The 16859-nt window shown below is 72.4% G+C and carries 16 protein-coding genes; 9 read left to right on the top strand and 7 right to left on the bottom strand.

What is annotated here, in order from left to right; all coding sequences use genetic code 11:
- Nucleotides 1-153: 153 nt before the first annotated feature.
- The gene (locus ACIQ1J_RS02115) at nucleotides 154-906 is read left to right on the top strand and encodes a class I SAM-dependent methyltransferase (protein WP_210958862.1); all 753 of its coding nucleotides are present in this window, start codon (nucleotides 154-156) and stop codon (nucleotides 904-906) included.
- Here the strand turns inward: ACIQ1J_RS02115 and ACIQ1J_RS02110 are convergent.
- Entirely contained in the window at nucleotides 895-2094 is a 1200-nt protein-coding gene (locus ACIQ1J_RS02110; protein ID WP_210958864.1) for a bifunctional adenosylcobinamide kinase/adenosylcobinamide-phosphate guanylyltransferase, read from the bottom strand. The two genes, ACIQ1J_RS02115 and ACIQ1J_RS02110, sit on opposite strands and share 12 nt — an antisense overlap.
- Nucleotides 2095-2277: 183 nt before the next feature.
- Here ACIQ1J_RS02110 and ACIQ1J_RS02105 point away from each other — a divergent pair, with 183 nt between their 5' ends.
- The gene (locus tag ACIQ1J_RS02105; RefSeq protein ID WP_210958866.1) at nucleotides 2278-2514 is read left to right on the top strand and encodes a hypothetical protein; all 237 of its coding nucleotides are present in this window, start codon (nucleotides 2278-2280) and stop codon (nucleotides 2512-2514) included.
- Nucleotides 2515-2557: 43 nt separating this feature from the next.
- On the opposite strand, the gene ACIQ1J_RS02100 is transcribed toward ACIQ1J_RS02105, so the two are convergent.
- From ACIQ1J_RS02100 to ACIQ1J_RS02090, 3 genes are all read right to left on the bottom strand, one after another.
- Complete coding sequence (locus ACIQ1J_RS02100; protein WP_403553288.1) at nucleotides 2558-3640, bottom strand: S1C family serine protease; 1083 nt, start codon at nucleotides 3638-3640, stop codon at nucleotides 2558-2560.
- A 67-nt stretch (nucleotides 3641-3707) separates the two neighbouring features.
- Entirely contained in the window at nucleotides 3708-4409 is a 702-nt protein-coding gene (locus ACIQ1J_RS02095) for a methyltransferase domain-containing protein (RefSeq protein ID WP_403553286.1), read from the bottom strand.
- An 83-nt stretch (nucleotides 4410-4492) separates the two neighbouring features.
- Nucleotides 4493-5131, bottom strand: a complete 639-nt coding sequence (locus tag ACIQ1J_RS02090) for a DUF3043 domain-containing protein (protein WP_403553799.1) — start codon at nucleotides 5129-5131, stop codon at nucleotides 4493-4495.
- A gap of 259 nt (nucleotides 5132-5390) precedes the next feature.
- On the opposite strand from ACIQ1J_RS02090, the gene ACIQ1J_RS02085 reads away from it, so the two are divergent.
- The 5 genes from ACIQ1J_RS02085 to ACIQ1J_RS02065 all read left to right on the top strand — a co-directional run bounded on the left by ACIQ1J_RS02085 (nucleotide 5391) and on the right by ACIQ1J_RS02065 (nucleotide 11857).
- On the top strand, nucleotides 5391-6194 hold the full coding sequence (locus ACIQ1J_RS02085) for a PspA/IM30 family protein (protein WP_403553284.1): 804 nt from the start codon (nucleotides 5391-5393) through the stop codon (nucleotides 6192-6194).
- A gap of 20 nt (nucleotides 6195-6214) precedes the next feature.
- Nucleotides 6215-6499 (top strand): hypothetical protein, encoded by a 285-nt coding sequence (locus ACIQ1J_RS02080; RefSeq protein ID WP_210958872.1) that lies wholly within the window; start codon nucleotides 6215-6217, stop codon nucleotides 6497-6499.
- 172 nt (nucleotides 6500-6671) lie between these two features.
- Nucleotides 6672-7901 carry a sensor histidine kinase gene (locus ACIQ1J_RS02075; RefSeq protein WP_403553281.1) on the top strand — a complete coding sequence of 410 codons (1230 nt, stop codon included), beginning with the start codon at nucleotides 6672-6674 and terminating at the stop codon, nucleotides 7899-7901.
- Nucleotides 7898-8581, top strand: a complete 684-nt coding sequence (locus ACIQ1J_RS02070) for a response regulator transcription factor (RefSeq protein ID WP_121746610.1) — start codon at nucleotides 7898-7900, stop codon at nucleotides 8579-8581. The genes ACIQ1J_RS02075 and ACIQ1J_RS02070 overlap by 4 nt, the downstream gene beginning before the upstream one ends.
- A 156-nt stretch (nucleotides 8582-8737) precedes the next feature.
- Nucleotides 8738-11857: an efflux RND transporter permease subunit gene (locus ACIQ1J_RS02065; protein ID WP_403553278.1), complete on the top strand. Its 3120-nt coding sequence runs from the start codon at nucleotides 8738-8740 to the stop codon at nucleotides 11855-11857.
- A gap of 107 nt (nucleotides 11858-11964) precedes the next feature.
- Here the strand turns inward: ACIQ1J_RS02065 and nadA are convergent, their stop codons facing one another.
- Complete coding sequence (gene nadA / locus ACIQ1J_RS02060; RefSeq protein WP_403553276.1) at nucleotides 11965-13149, bottom strand: quinolinate synthase NadA; 1185 nt, start codon at nucleotides 13147-13149, stop codon at nucleotides 11965-11967.
- 264 nt (nucleotides 13150-13413) lie between these two features.
- Between nadA and ACIQ1J_RS02055 the strand changes: the two genes are divergently transcribed.
- Entirely contained in the window at nucleotides 13414-13770 is a 357-nt protein-coding gene (locus ACIQ1J_RS02055) for an iron-sulfur cluster assembly accessory protein (protein WP_053129615.1), read from the top strand.
- Between the two features lie 114 nt (nucleotides 13771-13884).
- On the opposite strand, the gene ACIQ1J_RS02050 is transcribed toward ACIQ1J_RS02055, so the two are convergent.
- Nucleotides 13885-15417 carry a hypothetical protein gene (locus tag ACIQ1J_RS02050; RefSeq protein WP_403553274.1) on the bottom strand — a complete coding sequence of 511 codons (1533 nt, stop codon included), beginning with the start codon at nucleotides 15415-15417 and terminating at the stop codon, nucleotides 13885-13887.
- 113 nt (nucleotides 15418-15530) lie between these two features.
- On the bottom strand, nucleotides 15531-15743 hold the full coding sequence (locus ACIQ1J_RS02045) for a hypothetical protein (protein WP_121746606.1): 213 nt from the start codon (nucleotides 15741-15743) through the stop codon (nucleotides 15531-15533).
- Between the two features lie 133 nt (nucleotides 15744-15876).
- On the opposite strand from ACIQ1J_RS02045, the gene ACIQ1J_RS02040 reads away from it, so the two are divergent.
- A complete protein-coding gene (locus ACIQ1J_RS02040; RefSeq protein ID WP_403553272.1) occupies nucleotides 15877-16851 on the top strand; it encodes a carbohydrate kinase family protein in 975 nt (324 codons plus the stop codon).
- Nucleotides 16852-16859 lie beyond the last annotated feature (8 nt).

Genomic DNA, 16859 nt, shown 5'->3' with positions numbered 1-16859 from the left:
CAGTACCGGCCGCCGGAGACCGCGATGGCGGGCCCGTGCGCACCGCGCCCGAGCTGCGTCGTTGCGCCCCGGAACGGGATCACCTACGTAACGTTTCGCAGTAATTATCGTATGCCGTCCTGCTGTGTCCTCGTCTCGCGTCGGGAGCCGCCCATGACCGCACCCTCCGCCCCCTCGGTGCCGCCTCCCGTACCCCGGGTGCCTCCGGTGCCCCGGTACGGGCCGCACCGTGCGGACTGCCCCTGGTGCGGCTCCCGGCGGCTGCGCGTCCGCCCGCGCCGCGAGGACCCGCGCCGGGCCGGCCCCGGCCGGTCCGTCCTCGAACGCTGCCTGGACTGCCGGCACGTATTCCGCAACCCCCCGCTCACGCCCGGACCCGAGCACCCGCTGGTCCGGGCCGGGGTCCGGCTGAGACACGGCCTGGCCGCCCGGGCGATGCTCCGCCGCCGCCCCGACCCCGAGAGCTGGCTCGACGTGGGCACCGGCGACGCCGACTTCCCGCGCACGGCGCGCGCGTACTTCCCGTACACTTCCTTCGACGGCCTGGACCCCACCCACCGGGTCCTGCGTGCCCGCGCGGTCGAGCGCGTCGAGGAGGCGTTCGTCGGCCGGCTGACGGACCCGCACATCGCGGCCCGGCTGCGCGCCCGCTACGACGTGGTGAGCCTCTTCCAGCAGTTGGAACGCGTCCCGGACCCCCGCGCCGAACTGCGCGCCGCCCTCCACGTGCTCCGCCCCGGCGGCCATCTGCTCGTCGACGTGACGGACCCGCGCCGCCTGTTCGCCCTGCCCGGCACCTCGCACCCGGCGGGCCTGCGCGCCGAACTGGTGGCCCAGGGCTGCACGGTGCTCACCGGCCTGCGAACGCACCGCGTCATCGCGCGCAAGGACGCCTCAGCCCCGTAGCAGCAGTGCCTGGCCCGCGACCACCAGAAGCACCTGCTCGCACTCGGCCGCGAACGCCGCGTTGAGCCGCCCGAGTTCGTCCCGGTAGCGGCGGCCCGAGGCGGTGGCGGGCACGATGCCCGAGCCCACCTCGTTCGAGACCGCGACGAGCGTGCGGCGGGTGGCGCGCACCGCCTCCGTCAGCTCCCGCACCCGGTCCCGCAGGGCCCGTTCGCCGCCGTCCGCCCACTCCGCGTCGTCCCACGCCCCGACGGCGTCCATCGCGTCCGTCAGCCACAGCGACAGACAGTCGACGAGCAGCGCCGGCCCGTCGTCCTTCAGCAGCGGCACCAGGTCGCACGTCTCGGCGGTGCGCCACGAGCCCGGCCGCCGCTCCCGGTGGGCGCAGACCCGCGCCGCCCACTCGGTGTCCCCGTTGCGGGAGCCTCCGGTCGCGACGTAGAGCACGTCGGGGAACGCCTCCAGCCGTCGCTCGGCCTCCACCGACTTGCCCGACCGGGCCCCGCCCAGAACGAGGGTGCGTCGCGGTACGTCGGGCACGTCCTCGTAGGAGCCGACCACCAGCGTCGTCCCGTCCGGCACGGCCCGCGCTCCGGCCGCCGCGAGCCGCCGGTCCAGTTCCGGGCCCGGCGGCACGTCGTGGTCCAGGTGGACGGTCACGACGTCCGTCGTCGGCCCCGCCGCGCCCACCGCCCGCAGCTTCGCCAGCGCGTCCGGCCGCCCCACGACGTCCGCGACGACCAGGTCGTAGGAGTCGGCGGGCTCCTCCAGACCGGCCGGCGCCCCGCCCGGCGGCAGATACAGCAGCCGCTGCCCGTCCGGACCGGTCACGGCGTACCCGGTGCCCGGCGCGTCCATCGCCACCGCCCGCACCCGGTGCCCGGTCAGCAGCGCCAGTTCCCGCCCGTCCGGCACCCGCCCCGGCTGCGGCAGCCCGGCCGGCACCTCCACGGCGGGCCCGTCGTGCGGGTGCGACAGCAGCACCTGCCGGACGCCGGTCAGGGAGCGCCCGGCGCGTGCGGCGGCGAACGCGGCGCCGGGCGTCAGGTCGAGCAGCAGCGCCCCGTCCACCAGCAGCGCGGTCGCCGCGCGCGCGTTCGTGCCCTGCGCGGCGGCACAGGCCGCGCAGGGACAGTCGGGGCGGGGGAGTCCCGCGGGGGCACCGGAGCCGAGCAGAGTCACGTCCACGCCCCGATTTTCCCCGGTCACCCGGCGACGTGCGCGCCCGAGACCCCCTATGGGGCGCGGGTGGCCCCGGTTCCCGTCCCCCCGGCCTTCTACGGCGCGCCCGGCTCAGCGCATAGGCTGCGGTCGGAGGCCGGACCAAGATCCGGCTTGCGCTCTGCTTGTGCTCACATCTTGGAGGCGTACATGGCGGCATGGACGTGGCGGTTCGAGACGGCCGGCGGGACGGAGGTCCAGCCCGCGGTGCAGCCCGAGGAGTTCACCACGCAAGGGGACGCCGAGTCCTGGATCGGTGAGTACTGGAAGGACCTCAAGGAGGGCGGGACCGACCAGGTGCGGCTGTTCGAGGACGGCACCGAGATCTACGGCCCGATGAGCCTGCACGCCGAAGAGGCCGAAGCGGCCGCGGAACCGGAGGCCTGACCTGCGGGCGGGGGCGGTCCGGACCGGACCGGCCCCGCCTCCGTCACTGCTCGCCCAGCGTCACCTCGGCGGTGCGCTCGTCGCCGTCGCGGGTGTACGTCACCTTCGCCCGGTCGCCCGGCTGCATCGGCGCCAGCGCCTCGGCCAGCGAGGTGATGGTGGTGATGTCCGTGTCGCCCAGCCGGACGATGACGTCCCCGGGCCGCAGCCCCGCCTCGTCGGCGGCCCCGCCGTCGGTGACCTCGACGACGGCCACGCCCGCGGGCCGGTAGCCGTCGTCGACGACCGTACGCGCGGTCACGCCGAGCGCAGCCCGGCCCGAGTCGGTGACCCGCCCGTCCTCGATGATCTGGTCGGCGACCGTCCTCACCATCGACGCCGGGATGGCGAACCCGATCCCGGGCGCCGCGCTGTCGCTCATGCCCGGGTCGGTCGCGGCCAGCGTCGGGATGCCGATCACCTGGCTGTCGAGGTTCACCAGGGCGCCACCGCTGTTGCCGGGGTTGATGGCCGCGGACGTCTGCACCATGTTGCCGATGGTCGCGCCCGTACCGCCCCCGCCGCGGCCCTCGGTGACGGTCCGTCCGGTCGCCGAGACGATGCCCTGCGTCACGCTGGAGGACAGCCCGAGCGGCGAGCCCATCGCCAGCACGATCTGCCCGACCCCGACCTTCGAGGAGTCCCCGAAGCGCGCCGCCTCCATGCCGTCGGGCACCTTGTCCAGCTTGATGACGGCGAGATCCTGCTCGGGGTAGGAGGAGACGAGTTCCGCGGCCAGCGTGTCCCCGTTGCGGGCGGTCGTCACCCGGAAGGACCTGGTGTCACCGACGACGTGCGCGTTCGTGACGACGTGTCCCCCGCCGTCGTACACGACCCCCGACCCCAGGGAGTCGCCCGCCTGGATCTGCACGACCGACGGGAGCACGTCGTTGATCACCCGCTCGTAGTCGGCCTGCAGATCGTTGGCCGCGCGCGGCGCCGCGGCCTGTGCCGTGTCGCCCTCCCGCCCGCTCCGCGAGCCCGGAGCGGACCCGTCGCCGGAGCAGCCGGCGACGAGCAGCAGGGAGCAGGCCGGCACGGCGAGCGGGCCCAGCAGCCGTGGCACACGGGTACGGGAGGCGTCCATGCCCCGAGTCTCACCGCGCACCGGAGAAGCGGCCCCCCGGGAACCCCCGAACGGGCGGAGCGCGGTACTACCCCCGCACCCCGCACAGATGAAGCAGCGCGGCGATCTGGCGGTACGGGTCCGTCCGTCCGGCCCGTTCCTCGGCGGCCAGCAGCGTTTCGAGACCGTCCGGGACCCGGGCGTCGTCGGGGGCCGTGTCCGTGAAGACCCGGACGCCGTACCAGGTGTGCAGCGGGGCGCCGATGCTCGCGAGCTTGGCCGTCAGCGTCGCCGGCCGGTCCGCGCGGACCTCCGTGCCGAGACCGTCACGACAGACGGTGGTGTCGAAGGCGGCCAGGGCGTCGGCCCAATCACCGCGCAGGCCGGGGCGCATCGCGAGCGCGTCGGCGTTGCGCACCAGGAGCGACAGCAGTCCGCCCGGGGCGAGCATCCGGGCCAGCCCGGCGAGCAGCGGGTCGGGCTCCTCGACGTACATGAGCACGCCGTGGCACAGCACCACGTCGAAGCTGCCCGGCAGGAAGTGCACGCCGGTGTCCCGGCCGTCGCCCTCCACGATCCGCATCCGCTCCCGGATGCCCTCGGGCTGGCCGGCCAGGGCGTCGCGCGCCGCGGCGATCATCGCGGCGTCCCGCTCGATGCCGGTCACCTGGTGCCCGGCCCGTGCCAGCCGAAGCGAGCGGGCGCCCCGGCCCATACCGACGTCGAGCACCCGCAGCCGCTTGCCGACCGGGAACCGCCCGGCTATCTGCTCGTCCAGCTGCCGGGCCACCAGCTCCTGCCGTACGACGTCCCGCAGACCACCGGGAACGGCCGACCAGGCGTCGGCCGCGCCGTCGGCGAACGGCGTCGTGCTCAGGGCCGCTCCCCGCGCTTGACCTGAGGCTTGGGCAGCCGGAGCCGGCGCATCTGGAGGGAGCGCATCAGCGCGTAGGCGACCGCGCCGCGCCGGCGCTCGTCCGGGAAGCGCTCGGCGAGACGCTTCTTCAGCCGGAAGCCGGTGACGATCGAGTCCAGCACGATCATCACGATCACGACCAGCCACAGCAGCAGCGCCACGTTCTGCAGCGAGGCCACCCGGATCATGCTCAGCACGAGGATGACCACGGCCATCGGCAGGAAGTACTCCGCGATGTTGAACCGCGAGTCGATGAAGTCGCGCGCGAACTTGCGGACCGGACCCTTGTCACGGGCCGGCAGGTACCGCTCGTCCCCCTTCGCCAGCGCCTCGCGCTGGCGCGCCAGCGCGGTCCGGCGCTCCTCGCGCTGACGCTTGGCGGCGTCCTTGCGCGTCATCGGAGTGTTGGCGACGCTGCGGCGCTGGGACTGGGCCGCACTGCGCTTGGGCGTCGGCCTTCCCTTGGGGGCCTGCGGGTCACGGGGCTGACTGGAGTCGGTCACCGGCGTCTTGACGAGGCTCGGTGCCTTCTCTTCCTTGGCACGGCTACGGAACACAAAACCCAAGGGTACGGGGTGCCGGGGTATGGACCCCAGTCCGGTGGGGAACGATCCGGCAACGCCGATCGTCTGTAAGTGGACAGAGGGGACGTTGCGTACACCCCAGGGCACCGGGTCATTCCGGACAACCCCGGGGAGCACCTACTCCCTACGCCGGACCGGGAGCGCACGCAGTCGTCCTTGGGGATGAGCGCATCCGTCCCCGAACAGTGCGGTAATGGATGCAGGGCCCGTACTGTGGGTTCTGTTGCAGTCGCTGGAGCTGGAGTCGGTCAGAAGGGGGCGCGCGAAGCCCATGAGCGGTGTCATGAAGCGTATGGGGATGATCTTCCGCGCGAAGGCCAATAAGGCCCTTGACCGGGCCGAGGACCCGCGCGAGACCCTCGATTACTCGTACCAGAAACAGCTGGAGCTGCTCCAGAAGGTGCGCCGCGGCGTCGCCGACGTGGCGACCAGCCGCAAGCGACTGGAGCTGCAGCTCAATCAGCTCCAGTCCCAGTCGTCCAAGCTGGAGGACCAGGGCCGCAAGGCGCTCGCGCTGGGCCGTGAGGACCTGGCCCGCGAGGCGCTCTCCCGGCGCGCCGCGCTCCAGCAGCAGGTCACCGACCTGGAGACGCAGCACGCCACCCTCCAGGGCGAGGAGGAGAAGCTCACCCTGGCGGCCCAACGCCTCCAGGCCAAGGTGGACGCCTTCCGCACGAAGAAGGAGACCATCAAGGCCACCTACACGGCCGCCCAGGCGCAGACCCGCATCGGCGAGGCCTTCTCCGGCATCTCCGAGGAGATGGGCGACGTGGGCCTGGCCATCCAGCGGGCCGAGGACAAGACCGCCCAGCTCCAGGCCCGGGCCGGCGCCATCGACGAACTGCTCGCCTCCGGCGCCCTGGACGACCAGTCCGGCATGCAAAAGGACGACATCCAGGCCGAGCTGGACCGGCTCTCCGGTGGTACGGATGTAGAGCTGGAACTGCAGCGCATGAAGGCCGAACTGTCCGGGGGCAGCACCTCCGACCGGCAGGCCATCGAGGGCGGCCAGGACCAGGGCCAGACGCAGCCCCAGCAGCAGCCGCAGGACACCCCGCGCTTCGACAAGCAGTAGCCCACGCCTAGGAGGGCGACATGATCGTACGGATCATGGGGGAGGGACAGCTCACGCTGGCCGACGGCCGTCTCACCGAGCTGAACAAGCTGGACGACGAGCTCCTGGACGAAATGGAGCACGGTGACGGCCCCGGTTTCCGCGCGACCCTCCAGGCCCTCCTGGCCAAGGTCCGCGAACTGGGCGAGCCCGTCCCGGACGACTTCCTGGAGCCGTCCGACCTCATCCTCCCGTCCCCGGACGCCACCCTGGAGGAGGTCCGGGAGCTGCTGAGCGACGACGGCCTGATCCCAGGGGGCTCCTGACGGACACCGGTCGGTACGTCCAGCCCGTCCGGCACCTTCAGCCCGTCCGGCGTTCGAGGACGAGGCCGTCCAGGCCGATCGCGGGGGCCCGGGGGCGCAGCCCCCGGGTCGGGGGCCACCGCACGCCGGGTGCGATCCGGACCGACGCCCACTCCGGCTACCGTGAATCGCCGTGAGCACCCTCGCCCGCGCCCGCTGCACCATCGGCGCCCACCCCTCCGCCCTGGACGCGGCCATCGCCGCGGCCGTCCTGGTGTGCATGGTCGCCGGCTCCTTCGTGGACCCGCACGGCCCCGAGGGCGTCAGCTGGGGACTGCGCACCCCCGACGTACTCAGTCTGGCCCTCATAGCCGTCGGCGCCGCGGCGCTCGTCTTCCGCCGCCGCGCCCCACTGATGGTCCTCGCGGTCACCGGCGGTGTCTCCGTCGTCGAGAGCGTCACCGGCGACCCCCGCGCGCCCGTCGTCATGTCCGCCGTCGTCGCCCTCTTCACCGTCGCCGCGTCCACCGACCGTTCCACCACCTGGCGGGTCGGCCTGCTCACCATGACGGTGCTGACCGGCGCCGCCATGCTCGCCGGACCCCTGCCCTGGTACGCGCAGGAGAACCTCGCCGTCTTCGCCTGGACCGGCATCGGCGCCACCGCCGGGGACGCGGTCCGCAGCCGGCGTGCCTTCGTCCAGGCCATCCGCGACCGGGCCGAGAAGGCCGAGCGCACCCGGGAGGAGGAGGCCCGCCGCCGGGTCGCCGAGGAGCGGCTGCGCATCGCCCGCGACCTGCACGACGTGGTCGCCCACCACATCGCCCTGGTCAACGTCCAGGCGGGGGTCGCCGCCCATGTCATGGACAAGCGGCCCGACCAGGCCAAGGAGGCCCTCGCCCACGTACGGGAGGCCAGCCGATCCGCGCTGGGCGAGCTGCGCGCCACCGTCGGCCTGCTCCGCCAGTCCGGCGATCCCAAGGCGCCGACCGAACCCGCTCCCGGCCTGGACCGCCTCGGCGAACTCGTCGCCACCTTCCACCACGCCGGACTGCACGTCGAGGTGGCCCGCACCGACCAGGGCACCGACCGGCCCACCGCCGTCGACCTGGCCGCCTACCGCATCATCCAGGAGGCGCTGACCAACGTGCAGAAGCACGCGGGGACGCGGGCGAAGGCCGAGGTCAGCGTCGTGCGGGTGGGGCCGAACATCGAGGTCACCGTGCTGGACGACGGCGCCGGCGAGGGCGAGGCCCCCGGGGCCCCCGCCGACGGCGGCGGCCACGGCCTGATCGGGATGCGGGAGCGGGTCACCGCCGTGAGCGGCACCCTCACCACCGGTCCCCGCTACGGAGGCGGTTTCCGGGTCCATGCGATCCTTCCGGTCAGAAACCGCACCGATGCCGCGGAGGGCCCCGTATGACGATCCGTGTCCTGCTCGCCGACGACCAGGCGTTGCTGCGCAGCGCCTTCCGGGTGCTGGTCGACTCCGAGCCCGACATGGAGGTGGTGGGGGAGGCGTCCGACGGCGCGGAGGCGGCCCGGCTGGCCGCCGAGCAGCGGGCCGACGTGGTGCTCATGGACATCCGGATGCCCGGCACCGACGGCCTCGCAGCCACCCGCATGATCAGCGCCGACCCGTCCCTCGCCCATGTCCGCGTGGTCATACTGACCACCTTCGAGGTCGACGACTACGTGGTGCAGTCGCTGCGCGCGGGCGCCTCCGGCTTCCTCGGCAAGGGCTCCGAACCCGAGGAACTGCTCAGCGCCATCCGCGTCGCGGCCGGCGGCGAGGCGCTGCTGTCCCCGACCGCCACCAAGGGGCTGATCGCCCGCTTCCTCGCCCAGGAGGGCACGGCGGGCGAGGACCGCGACCCGGCCCGCGCCGAGCGGCTGGAGACGCTGACCGTGCGCGAGCGTGAGGTGCTGGTCCAGGTCGCCGGCGGGCTCTCCAACGACGAGATCGCCGAGCGGCTGGAGGTCAGCCCGCTCACCGTGAAGACGCACGTCAACCGGGCCATGGCCAAGCTGGGCGCCCGCGACCGGGCTCAGCTGGTCGTCATCGCGTACGAATCCGGGCTGGTACGTCCAAGGGTGGAGTGACCTCCGCCCCGGTGTACTGCGGCGGGAGTATGCGCCGCATAAGGAAGTGGACCTGGGGCCTAGGGAACCGGGGGCACTCATGGACCAGGGTGTTGGGGTGGGCGTACAGATGTGCCCCGTCCCCTCCGCTCGGCCACAGAAGAGAGACCCTGATCCATGTCCTGGCTGTCGAGGTTCAGCCTCGCGCAACGGGCCCTGATAGGCCTGATGTCGATCGTCGCGCTCGTCTTCGGCGCGATCGCCATCCCCCAGCTCAAGCAGCAGCTGCTGCCCACCATCGAACTGCCCATGGTGTCCGTGCTGGCGCCGTACCAGGGTGCCTCGCCGGACGTGGTCGAGAAGCAGGTCGTCGAACCGATCGAGGACAGCCTCGAAGCCGTCGACGGGATCTCCGGCATCACCGCGACGGCCAGTGAGGGCAACGCCGTCATCATGGCGTCCTTCGACTACGGCAACGGCACCCAGCAGCTCGTCGCCGACGTCCAGCAGGCCGTCAACCGGGCCCGCGCCCAGCTCCCGGACGACGTGGATCCGCAGGTCATCTCCGGCTCGACGGACGACATCCCCACCGTCGTCCTCGCCGTCACCTCCGACAAGGACCAGCAGGCACTGGCCGACCAGCTCGACAAGACGGTCGTCTCGGAGCTGAAGGACATCGACGGCGTCGCCCAGGTCGTGGTCGACGGCGTCCGGGACGTGCAGGTCACCGTCACGCCCGACCAGGCGAAGCTGGCCGGGGCGGGCGTGGGCCCGCAGGCCCTCGCCCAGTCCCTCCAGGCCGGCGGCGCGACCGTCCCCGCGGGCTCCTTCGACGAGGCCGGCGCCAACCGCACCGTCCAGGTCGGCGGCGGCTTCACGTCGCTGAAGCAGATCCAGGACGTGATGGTCACCGGCGAGGGCGTCGACAGGCCCGTCCGCCTCGGTGACCTCGCCACCGTCAAGGAGGAGGAGGCCAAGGCCGACTCCCTGACCCGTACCAACGGCGAGCCGAGTCTCTCCGTCGCCGTCACGATGGACCACGACGGCAGCGCGGTCGCGATCTCGGACGCCGTCGAGGAGGCGCTCCCCGACCTGCGCGAGCAGCTCGGCTCCGTCGCGACGCTCACCGTCGTCAGCGACCAGGGCCCGGCGGTGTCCAAGGCCATCTCGGGTCTGACCACGGAGGGCGGGCTCGGTCTGCTCTTCGCCGTCCTGGTCATCCTGGTCTTCCTGGCGTCGATCCGCTCCACCCTGGTCACGGCGGTCTCGATCCCGCTGTCGGTGGTGCTGGCGCTGATCGTCCTGTGGACGCGCGACCTGTCGCTGAACATGCTGACGCTGGGCGCGCTCACCATCGCCATCGGCCGGGTCGTCGACGACTCGATCGTGGTCCTGGAGAACATCAAGCGGCACCTCGGCTACGGCGAGGAGCGCCAGGAGGCCATCCTCAAGGCCGTCCGCGAGGTCGCCGGGGCGGTCACCTCCTCGACGCTCACCACGGTGGCCGTGTTCCTGCCGATCGGCCTGGTCGGCGGCATGGTCGGTGAGCTGTTCGGCTCCTTCAGCCTGACCGTGACCGCCGCGCTGCTGGCCTCCCTGCTGGTGTCGCTGACCGTCGTCCCGGTCCTGTCGTACTGGTTCCTGCGCCCGCCCAAGGGCACCCCCGAGGACGCGGACGAGGCGCGCCGGCTGGCCGAGGAGAAGGAGGCGAAGAGCCGCCTCCAGCGCTTCTACGTCCCCGTCCTGCGCTTCGCCACCCGCCGCCGCCTGACCAGCGTGGCCATCGCGGTCGTCGTGCTGATCGGCACGTTCGCCATGGCGCCGCTGCTGAAGACGAACTTCTTCGACCAGGGCGAGCAGAAGGTCCTCAGCATCAAGCAGGAGCTGAAGCCCGGCACCAGCCTGGCCGCGACCAACGCCCAGGCCGAGAAGGTCGAGAACCTGCTCGGCGACACCGAGGGTGTCAAGGACTACCAGGTCACCATCGGCTCGTCCGGCTTCATGGCCGCCTTCGGCGGCGGCACGGACACCAACCAGGCCTCGTACCAGCTGATGCTGGAGGACTCGGCATCCGCCGAGGACGTCCAGGACCACATCGAGGACGGGCTCGCGAAGCTGGACGGCATCGGGACCACCACGGTCGCCGCCGGTGACGGCTTCGGCAGCCAGGACCTGAGCGTCGTGGTCAAGGCCGCCGACGCGCAGGTGCTCCGCGACGCCTCCGAGAAGGTCCGCAGGACGGTCGCCGGGCTCGACGACGTCACCGACGTCACCAGCGACCTGGCGCAGAGCGTGCCGCGCATCTCGGTCAAGGCCAACGCGAAGGCCGCCGGGGCCGGGTTCACCGACCAGACGCTCGGCGCGGCCGTCGCCCAGGCGGTGCGCGGCACCCCGGCCGCCAAGGCGGTCCTCGACGACACCGAGCGTGACGTCGTGATCAGGTCGGCCCGGCCGGCCGGGACGCTGGCCCAGCTGAAGGCCCTGAACCTGGGCCCGGCGAAGCTCGGCGACATCGCCACGGTCGAGCTGGTGGACGGCCCGGTGTCGATGACCCGCATCGACGGGCAGCGTGCGGCGACCATCACGGCCAAGCCGACCGGTGACAACACCGGCGCGGTGGGCACGGAACTCCAGTCGGAGATCAACGGCCTGGACCTGCCGGCCGGTGCCACGGCCGAGATCGGCGGCGTCACCGCCGACCAGGACGAGGCGTTCGCCAACCTGGGCCTGGCCATGCTCGCGGCGATCGCGATCGTGTTCATGCTGCTGGTCGGCACCTTCCGGTCGCTGGCCCAGCCGCTGATCCTGCTGGTGTCGATCCCGTTCGCGGCGACCGGCGCGATCGGCCTGCTGCTGGCGACGGGCACCCCGATGGGCGTCCCGGCGATGATCGGCATGCTGATGCTGATCGGCATCGTGGTCACCAACGCGATCGTGCTGATCGACCTGATCAACCAGTACCGGGGGCAGGGCTACGGCGTCGTCGAAGCGGTGATCGAGGGCGGCCGGCACCGTCTGCGGCCCATCCTGATGACGGCCCTGGCAACGATCTTCGCCCTGCTCCCGATGGCGCTGGGCGTCACCGGCGAGGGCGGCTTCATCGCCCAGCCGCTGGCCGTGGTGGTGATCGGCGGCCTGATCACGTCGACCCTGCTGACCCTGCTGCTGGTCCCGACGCTCTACGCGACGCTGGAACTGCGCAAGGAGCGGCGCGCGAAGAAGAAGGCGGCGAAGAAGGGCGGCGACGTGCCGTCGCAGCCCGCGGCTTCGGACGAGCCGGAGACGGCGAAGGTCTGAGTCCGCGAGAAGAAACGGCTCAGGTCCCGCCCGCCACCGAAGGTGGTCGGGCGGGACCTGAGCCGTTCGGCACACCCCGCACGGACGGGTTGGTGGGAAACCGCCCCCTACGGCAGGGCGAGCATCCGCTCCAGCGCCAGCTTCGCGAACGCCTCCGTCTCCTGGTCCACCTCGATGCGGTTGACGAGGTTGCCCTCGGCGAGCGACTCCAGCGCCCAGACCAGGTGCGGCAGGTCGATGCGGTTCATGGTCGAGCAGAAGCAGACCGTCTTGTCGAGGAAGACGATCTCCTTGTCCTCGGCGGCGAAACGGTTCGCCAGCCGTCGGACCAGGTTCAGCTCGGTGCCGATGGCCCACTTGGAACCGGCCGGGGCCGCCTCCAGGGCCTTGATGATGTACTCGGTCGAGCCGACGTGGTCCGCCGCCGCGACGACCTCGTGCCGGCACTCGGGGTGCACCAGGACGTTGACGCCCGGTATGCGCTCACGCACGTCGTTCACCGAGTCGAGGCTGAAGCGGCCGTGCACCGAGCAGTGACCCCGCCAAAGGATCATCTTCGCGGCACGCAGCTCCTCGGTGGTCAGCCCGCCGTTCGGCTTGTGCGGGTTGTAGAGGACGCAGTCCTCCAGGGACATGCCCATGTCCCGCACCGCGGTGTTGCGGCCCAGGTGCTGGTCGGGCAGGAACAGCACCTTCTCGCCCTGCTCGAAGGCCCATTCCAGGGCCCGCTCGGCGTTGGACGACGTGCAGATGGTGCCGCCGTGCTTGCCCGTGAACGCCTTGATGTCCGCGGACGAGTTCATGTACGAGACGGGCACGACCTGCTCGGCGATGCCGGCCTCGGTCAGCACGTCCCAGCACTCGGCGACCTGCTCGGCGGTGGCCATGTCCGCCATGGAGCAGCCGGCGGCCAGGTCGGGCAGGACCACCTTCTGCTCGCCGGAGGTCAGGATGTCGGCCGACTCCGCCATGAAGTGCACACCGCAGAAGACGATGTACTCGGCCTCCGGGCGCGCGGCCGCGTCGCGGGCCAGCTTGAAGGAGTCACCCGTGACGTCGGCGAACTGGATGACCTCGTCGCGCTGGTAGTGGTGACCGAGCACGAAGACCTTGTCCCCGAGCTTCTCCTTGGCCGCGCGGGCGCGCGCGACCAGGTCCGGGTCGGAGGGCGAGGGCAGGTCGCCGGGGCACTCCACGCCGCGCTCGCTGCTCGGGTCGGCCTCGCGGCCGAGCAGCAGCAGAGCGAGGGGCGACGGCTGTACGTCGAGCTCCTGGGTTTGGGCGGTGGTCACGACACCTACCCTTTCTACTTTTCGTCTAACTGACGCTATATATCATAACCGGTTCACGTCAGTTTGACGATGCCCATAGTGTCGGTGTGACGTGAATCCCGGTGTCCGGACCGCCGTCCACAGCCGCTGTCCGCCGCCCGACGCGTGTGCGAGCATGAAGGGAAGGCCGAGGACGAAGACACGGGCCCCGCCCGGAATGAATCCGCGCCCCCGCCGGTTGGAACCGTCGGCAAGCAGTCTCCGTACAACCTTGGAGAGATGTAGATGTCCGTATCGGACGAGACCACCACCGTCACCGACGGCATCATCCTGACCGACGCCGCCGCGGCCAAGGTGAAGGCCCTGCTCGACCAGGAAGGCCGTGAGGATCTGGCGCTGCGCGTCGCCGTCCAGCCCGGCGGCTGCTCCGGCCTGCGCTACCAGCTCTTCTTCGACGAACGCTCGCTCGACGGCGACGTGGTGAAGGACTTCGACGGCGTCAAGGTCACCACCGACCGCATGAGCGCCCCGTACCTGGGCGGCGCCACCATCGACTTCGTGGACACGATCGAGAAGCAGGGCTTCACGATCGACAACCCGAACGCGACGGGCTCCTGCGCCTGCGGCGACTCCTTCAGCTAGAGCCTGTCCGGCGGATCATGCCGCGCCGCGGACACGCCACAGTCGTAAGAGGGCGGCGGCCCGGGACCGACCCCGGGCCGCCGCCCTCTTGCCTGCCCGCGCACGGGATCGCCGTCACCGGCCCCCGGACGGCGCCGGGAGCCGCGCGCCCGGCTTGTGCAGCGGGATCTCCTCGCCGTCCGGGCCCACGACCGTCCGGTCGCCGAGCGGCTCGTCGAGCGGCACCGTCCGCTCGTACTCCTTGGCGATCAGGATGCAGACCTTCTCCGGATGCGGGGTCTCGGTCACCGTGACGGTCACCTCGCCCGCGCTCTCCTTCGCCTTCGCCTCGTAGTCGGAGCACACCCCGCCCGTGAAGTGCGCGGTCAGCTCCCCGCCCGCGGCCGTGTAGCCGCTCACCTCGACGTCGCGGGGCTCACCCGGCGCCGAGGGCGGCTCGTCGGACGGGGCCGGGGACGGTGAGGCGGGGGCCGCGGAGGTCAGGTACTTCGGGTCGACCGCCGGATACGTCATCGTGAAGGCGTCCCCCGTGCCCGGCGCCCGCACCTCGAACAGCCACGACGGCACCAGCGTCTGCCGCCCCCGCACCGGGTGCGCGGCCAGCCCGAACACCGCGTCCTCGACCGTGATCGTCTGCTTCTCCGGCTGCTGCGGCTTCTCCGGCTTCTCCGGAGTGCCCGCCGGCGGCTCGCAGGGCGTGTCCGCGCCGTCCTGATGCGGTACGGGGCTCGCGCAGCCCCCGATGCCGGCGCCGGAGCCGCCGCCCGGCGCGTTCAGCAGCGCCAGCGTTTCCTCCGCGCCCAGGACGGGATACGTGTCCCCCTTGACCGGCGCCTTCACCTGACCGCTGCCGCCGACCACATCGCCCTGCGCGCCGACGACCACACCGGTCGTCCAGCCGTACGTGGGCAGCCCGCCGACCTCGGGTTCGGCGTTCACGGCCCGCCGGGCGCCCATGAGCTGGCCCGCGTCCAGCTTGGCGTCGTCCTGGCCCAGCGCCTTCAGCACCGGCGCCGCCGCCTTCTTCGCGGCCGCCTCGCTCACCGGGCTCCCGTCGGCGGACGGGCCCTCGCACGCGGCGCCCTTCTTGCAGTTGTCGGTACCGGGCGTGTAGCGGTGGAAGGTCCAGGTGCCCGGGGCCTGCGTGTTCACCGTCAGCAGTGGACCCGCACCGTCGTTGGCGCTGCCGACCTTCCACGCCTCGCCCTGCGCGCGCGGCGCCCCGTCGACCCCGAGCGCCTCGGCCAGCCGGGCCACCTCCGCCTCGGTGACCTCGCCCTTCGCCCGGTACACGGGCGCCGAGCCGGGGCCGTCGGGCAGCGAGCCGTCGGCGCGGTAGGTGACGCCGTACGGGTTGGGCTCACCGGGTGCGATGCCGTTCGTACCGCCGCTTCCGGACGGCGCCCCGTGGTCGTCCAGGGCGAGCGGCGGGGGAGTGTCGTCGCCGGACGCCCCGGAGGCCGTACCGCCGTCCGGGCCGTCGCCGGCGGCGGACGTGGCCAGATAGGCGCCGCCGGTCCCGGCCAACAGCACGGCGGCGGCGACGGAGGCGACGGCGACCGCCCGGGGACGCCGCCGCGCGGGACGCCCGGTGCCGGCCTCGTCGGCGGCGTCGGCGTCGTCGTTGTCGGGTCGCTCGGTGTTCACCGCATCGCTCCTTCGGCTGTTACTGGGGACAGCGATGGGACGCGGTGGGGGAGGATCCGGTTCCCGGCGACGTCAGGCGCCGCCCGAACGGCCCCGGAGTCGCCGCAGGGACCTCAGTCCCCGTAGTCCGACATCGCGTCCAGCAGCCGTGCCGACGTCCGGGGCACCCGCACGCCGTGGATGAGGGAGACGGGGACGGGACGGGTGGCGGCGTGGGCCGGCGCCTCCCAGCGCGGGGCCATCCGGGCGCAGTCGCCGCGCAGCGACGCCAGGTCGCCGTCCAGGTCGGCCGGGGCGGGGTCGGCGGTCCTCGTCAGGTTCGTCATAACAGAACCGTAGGCACGTCCCGGACCGTGAAGAAAGTTGTACTACCGGGTAGTTTTGCCTGCTTCGGACCCGGGGCTCTCCCGGGTAGCGTGAACAGTCAACCCGCCTCCCCTTCAGGAGAGAGTCCACGCCGTGCGCATCGCAGTCACCGGCTCCATCGCCACCGACCACCTCATGACCTTCCCCGGCCGCTTCGCCGACCAGCTCGTCGCGGACCAACTGCACACGGTCTCGCTATCCTTCCTGGTCGACCAGCTCGACGTACGCCGGGGCGGCGTCGCCGCGAACATCGCCTTCGGCATGGGCCAGCTCGGCACCAGGCCGATCCTGGTCGGCGCGGCCGGCTCGGACTTCGACGAGTACCGGGCCTGGCTGGACCGGCACGGCGTCGACACCGGCTCGGTGCGCATCTCCGAGACCCTGCACACCGCCCGCTTCGTCTGCACCACCGACGCCGACCACAACCAGATCGGCTCGTTCTACACGGGCGCGATGAGCGAGGCCCGCCTCATCGAGCTGAAGACCGTCGCCGACCGGGTCGGCGGTCTCGACCTGGTCTCCATCGGCGCCGACGACCCGGAAGCGATGCTCCGGCACACCGAGGAGTGCCGCGCCCGGTCGATCCCCTTCGCCGCCGACTTCTCCCAGCAGATCGCCCGGATGAACGGCGACGAGATCCGGATACTGCTGGACGGGGCGACCTACCTCTTCTCCAACGAGTACGAGAAGGGGCTGATCGAGACCAAGACCGGCTGGACGGACGAGGAGATCCTCGGCCGCGTCGGCCACCGCGTCACCACCCTCGGCGCGCGGGGCGTCCGCATCGAGCGGGTCGGCGGGCCGACCGTCGAGGTCGGCGTCCCGGACGAGGAGCGCAAGGCCGACCCGACCGGCGTGGGCGACGCCTTCCGCGCGGGGTTCCTGTCGGGGCTGGCGTGGGGGGTGCCGCTGGAGCGGGCGGCGCAGGTGGGCTGCATGCTGGCGACGCTCGTCATCGAGACGGTGGGGACGCAGGAGTACCAGCTGCGCCGCGGGCACTTCATGGAGCGGTTCACCAAGGCGTACGGGGACGAGGCTGCGGAGGAGGTCCAGGCCCACCTGGGCTGAGCCGCCGG

The sequence above is a fragment of the Streptomyces sp. NPDC097107 genome (assembly GCF_044762405.1).
In the GTDB taxonomy this organism is placed as follows: Bacteria; Actinomycetota; Actinomycetes; order Streptomycetales; family Streptomycetaceae; genus Streptomyces; species Streptomyces thinghirensis.
This window is presented reverse-complemented; position numbering and strand designations above follow the sequence as displayed.

Bases quoted from the DNA above. Each gene is read 5' to 3' on its own strand.
- ACIQ1J_RS02105 (WP_210958866.1), top strand. From the start codon at position 2,278: ATGGCGGCATGGACGTGGCGGTTCGAGACGGCCGGCGGGACGGAGGTC.
- ACIQ1J_RS02085 (WP_403553284.1), top strand. From the start codon at position 5,391: ATGAGCGGTGTCATGAAGCGTATGGGGATGATCTTCCGCGCGAAGGCC.
- ACIQ1J_RS02065 (WP_403553278.1), top strand. From the start codon at position 8,738: ATGTCCTGGCTGTCGAGGTTCAGCCTCGCGCAACGGGCCCTGATAGGC.
- ACIQ1J_RS02045 (WP_121746606.1), bottom strand. From the start codon at position 15,743: ATGACGAACCTGACGAGGACCGCCGACCCCGCCCCGGCCGACCTGGAC.
- ACIQ1J_RS02055 (WP_053129615.1), top strand. From the start codon at position 13,414: ATGTCCGTATCGGACGAGACCACCACCGTCACCGACGGCATCATCCTG.
- ACIQ1J_RS02100 (WP_403553288.1), bottom strand. From the start codon at position 3,640: ATGGACGCCTCCCGTACCCGTGTGCCACGGCTGCTGGGCCCGCTCGCC.
- ACIQ1J_RS02115 (WP_210958862.1), top strand. From the start codon at position 154: ATGACCGCACCCTCCGCCCCCTCGGTGCCGCCTCCCGTACCCCGGGTG.
- ACIQ1J_RS02080 (WP_210958872.1), top strand. From the start codon at position 6,215: ATGATCGTACGGATCATGGGGGAGGGACAGCTCACGCTGGCCGACGGC.
- ACIQ1J_RS02070 (WP_121746610.1), top strand. From the start codon at position 7,898: ATGACGATCCGTGTCCTGCTCGCCGACGACCAGGCGTTGCTGCGCAGC.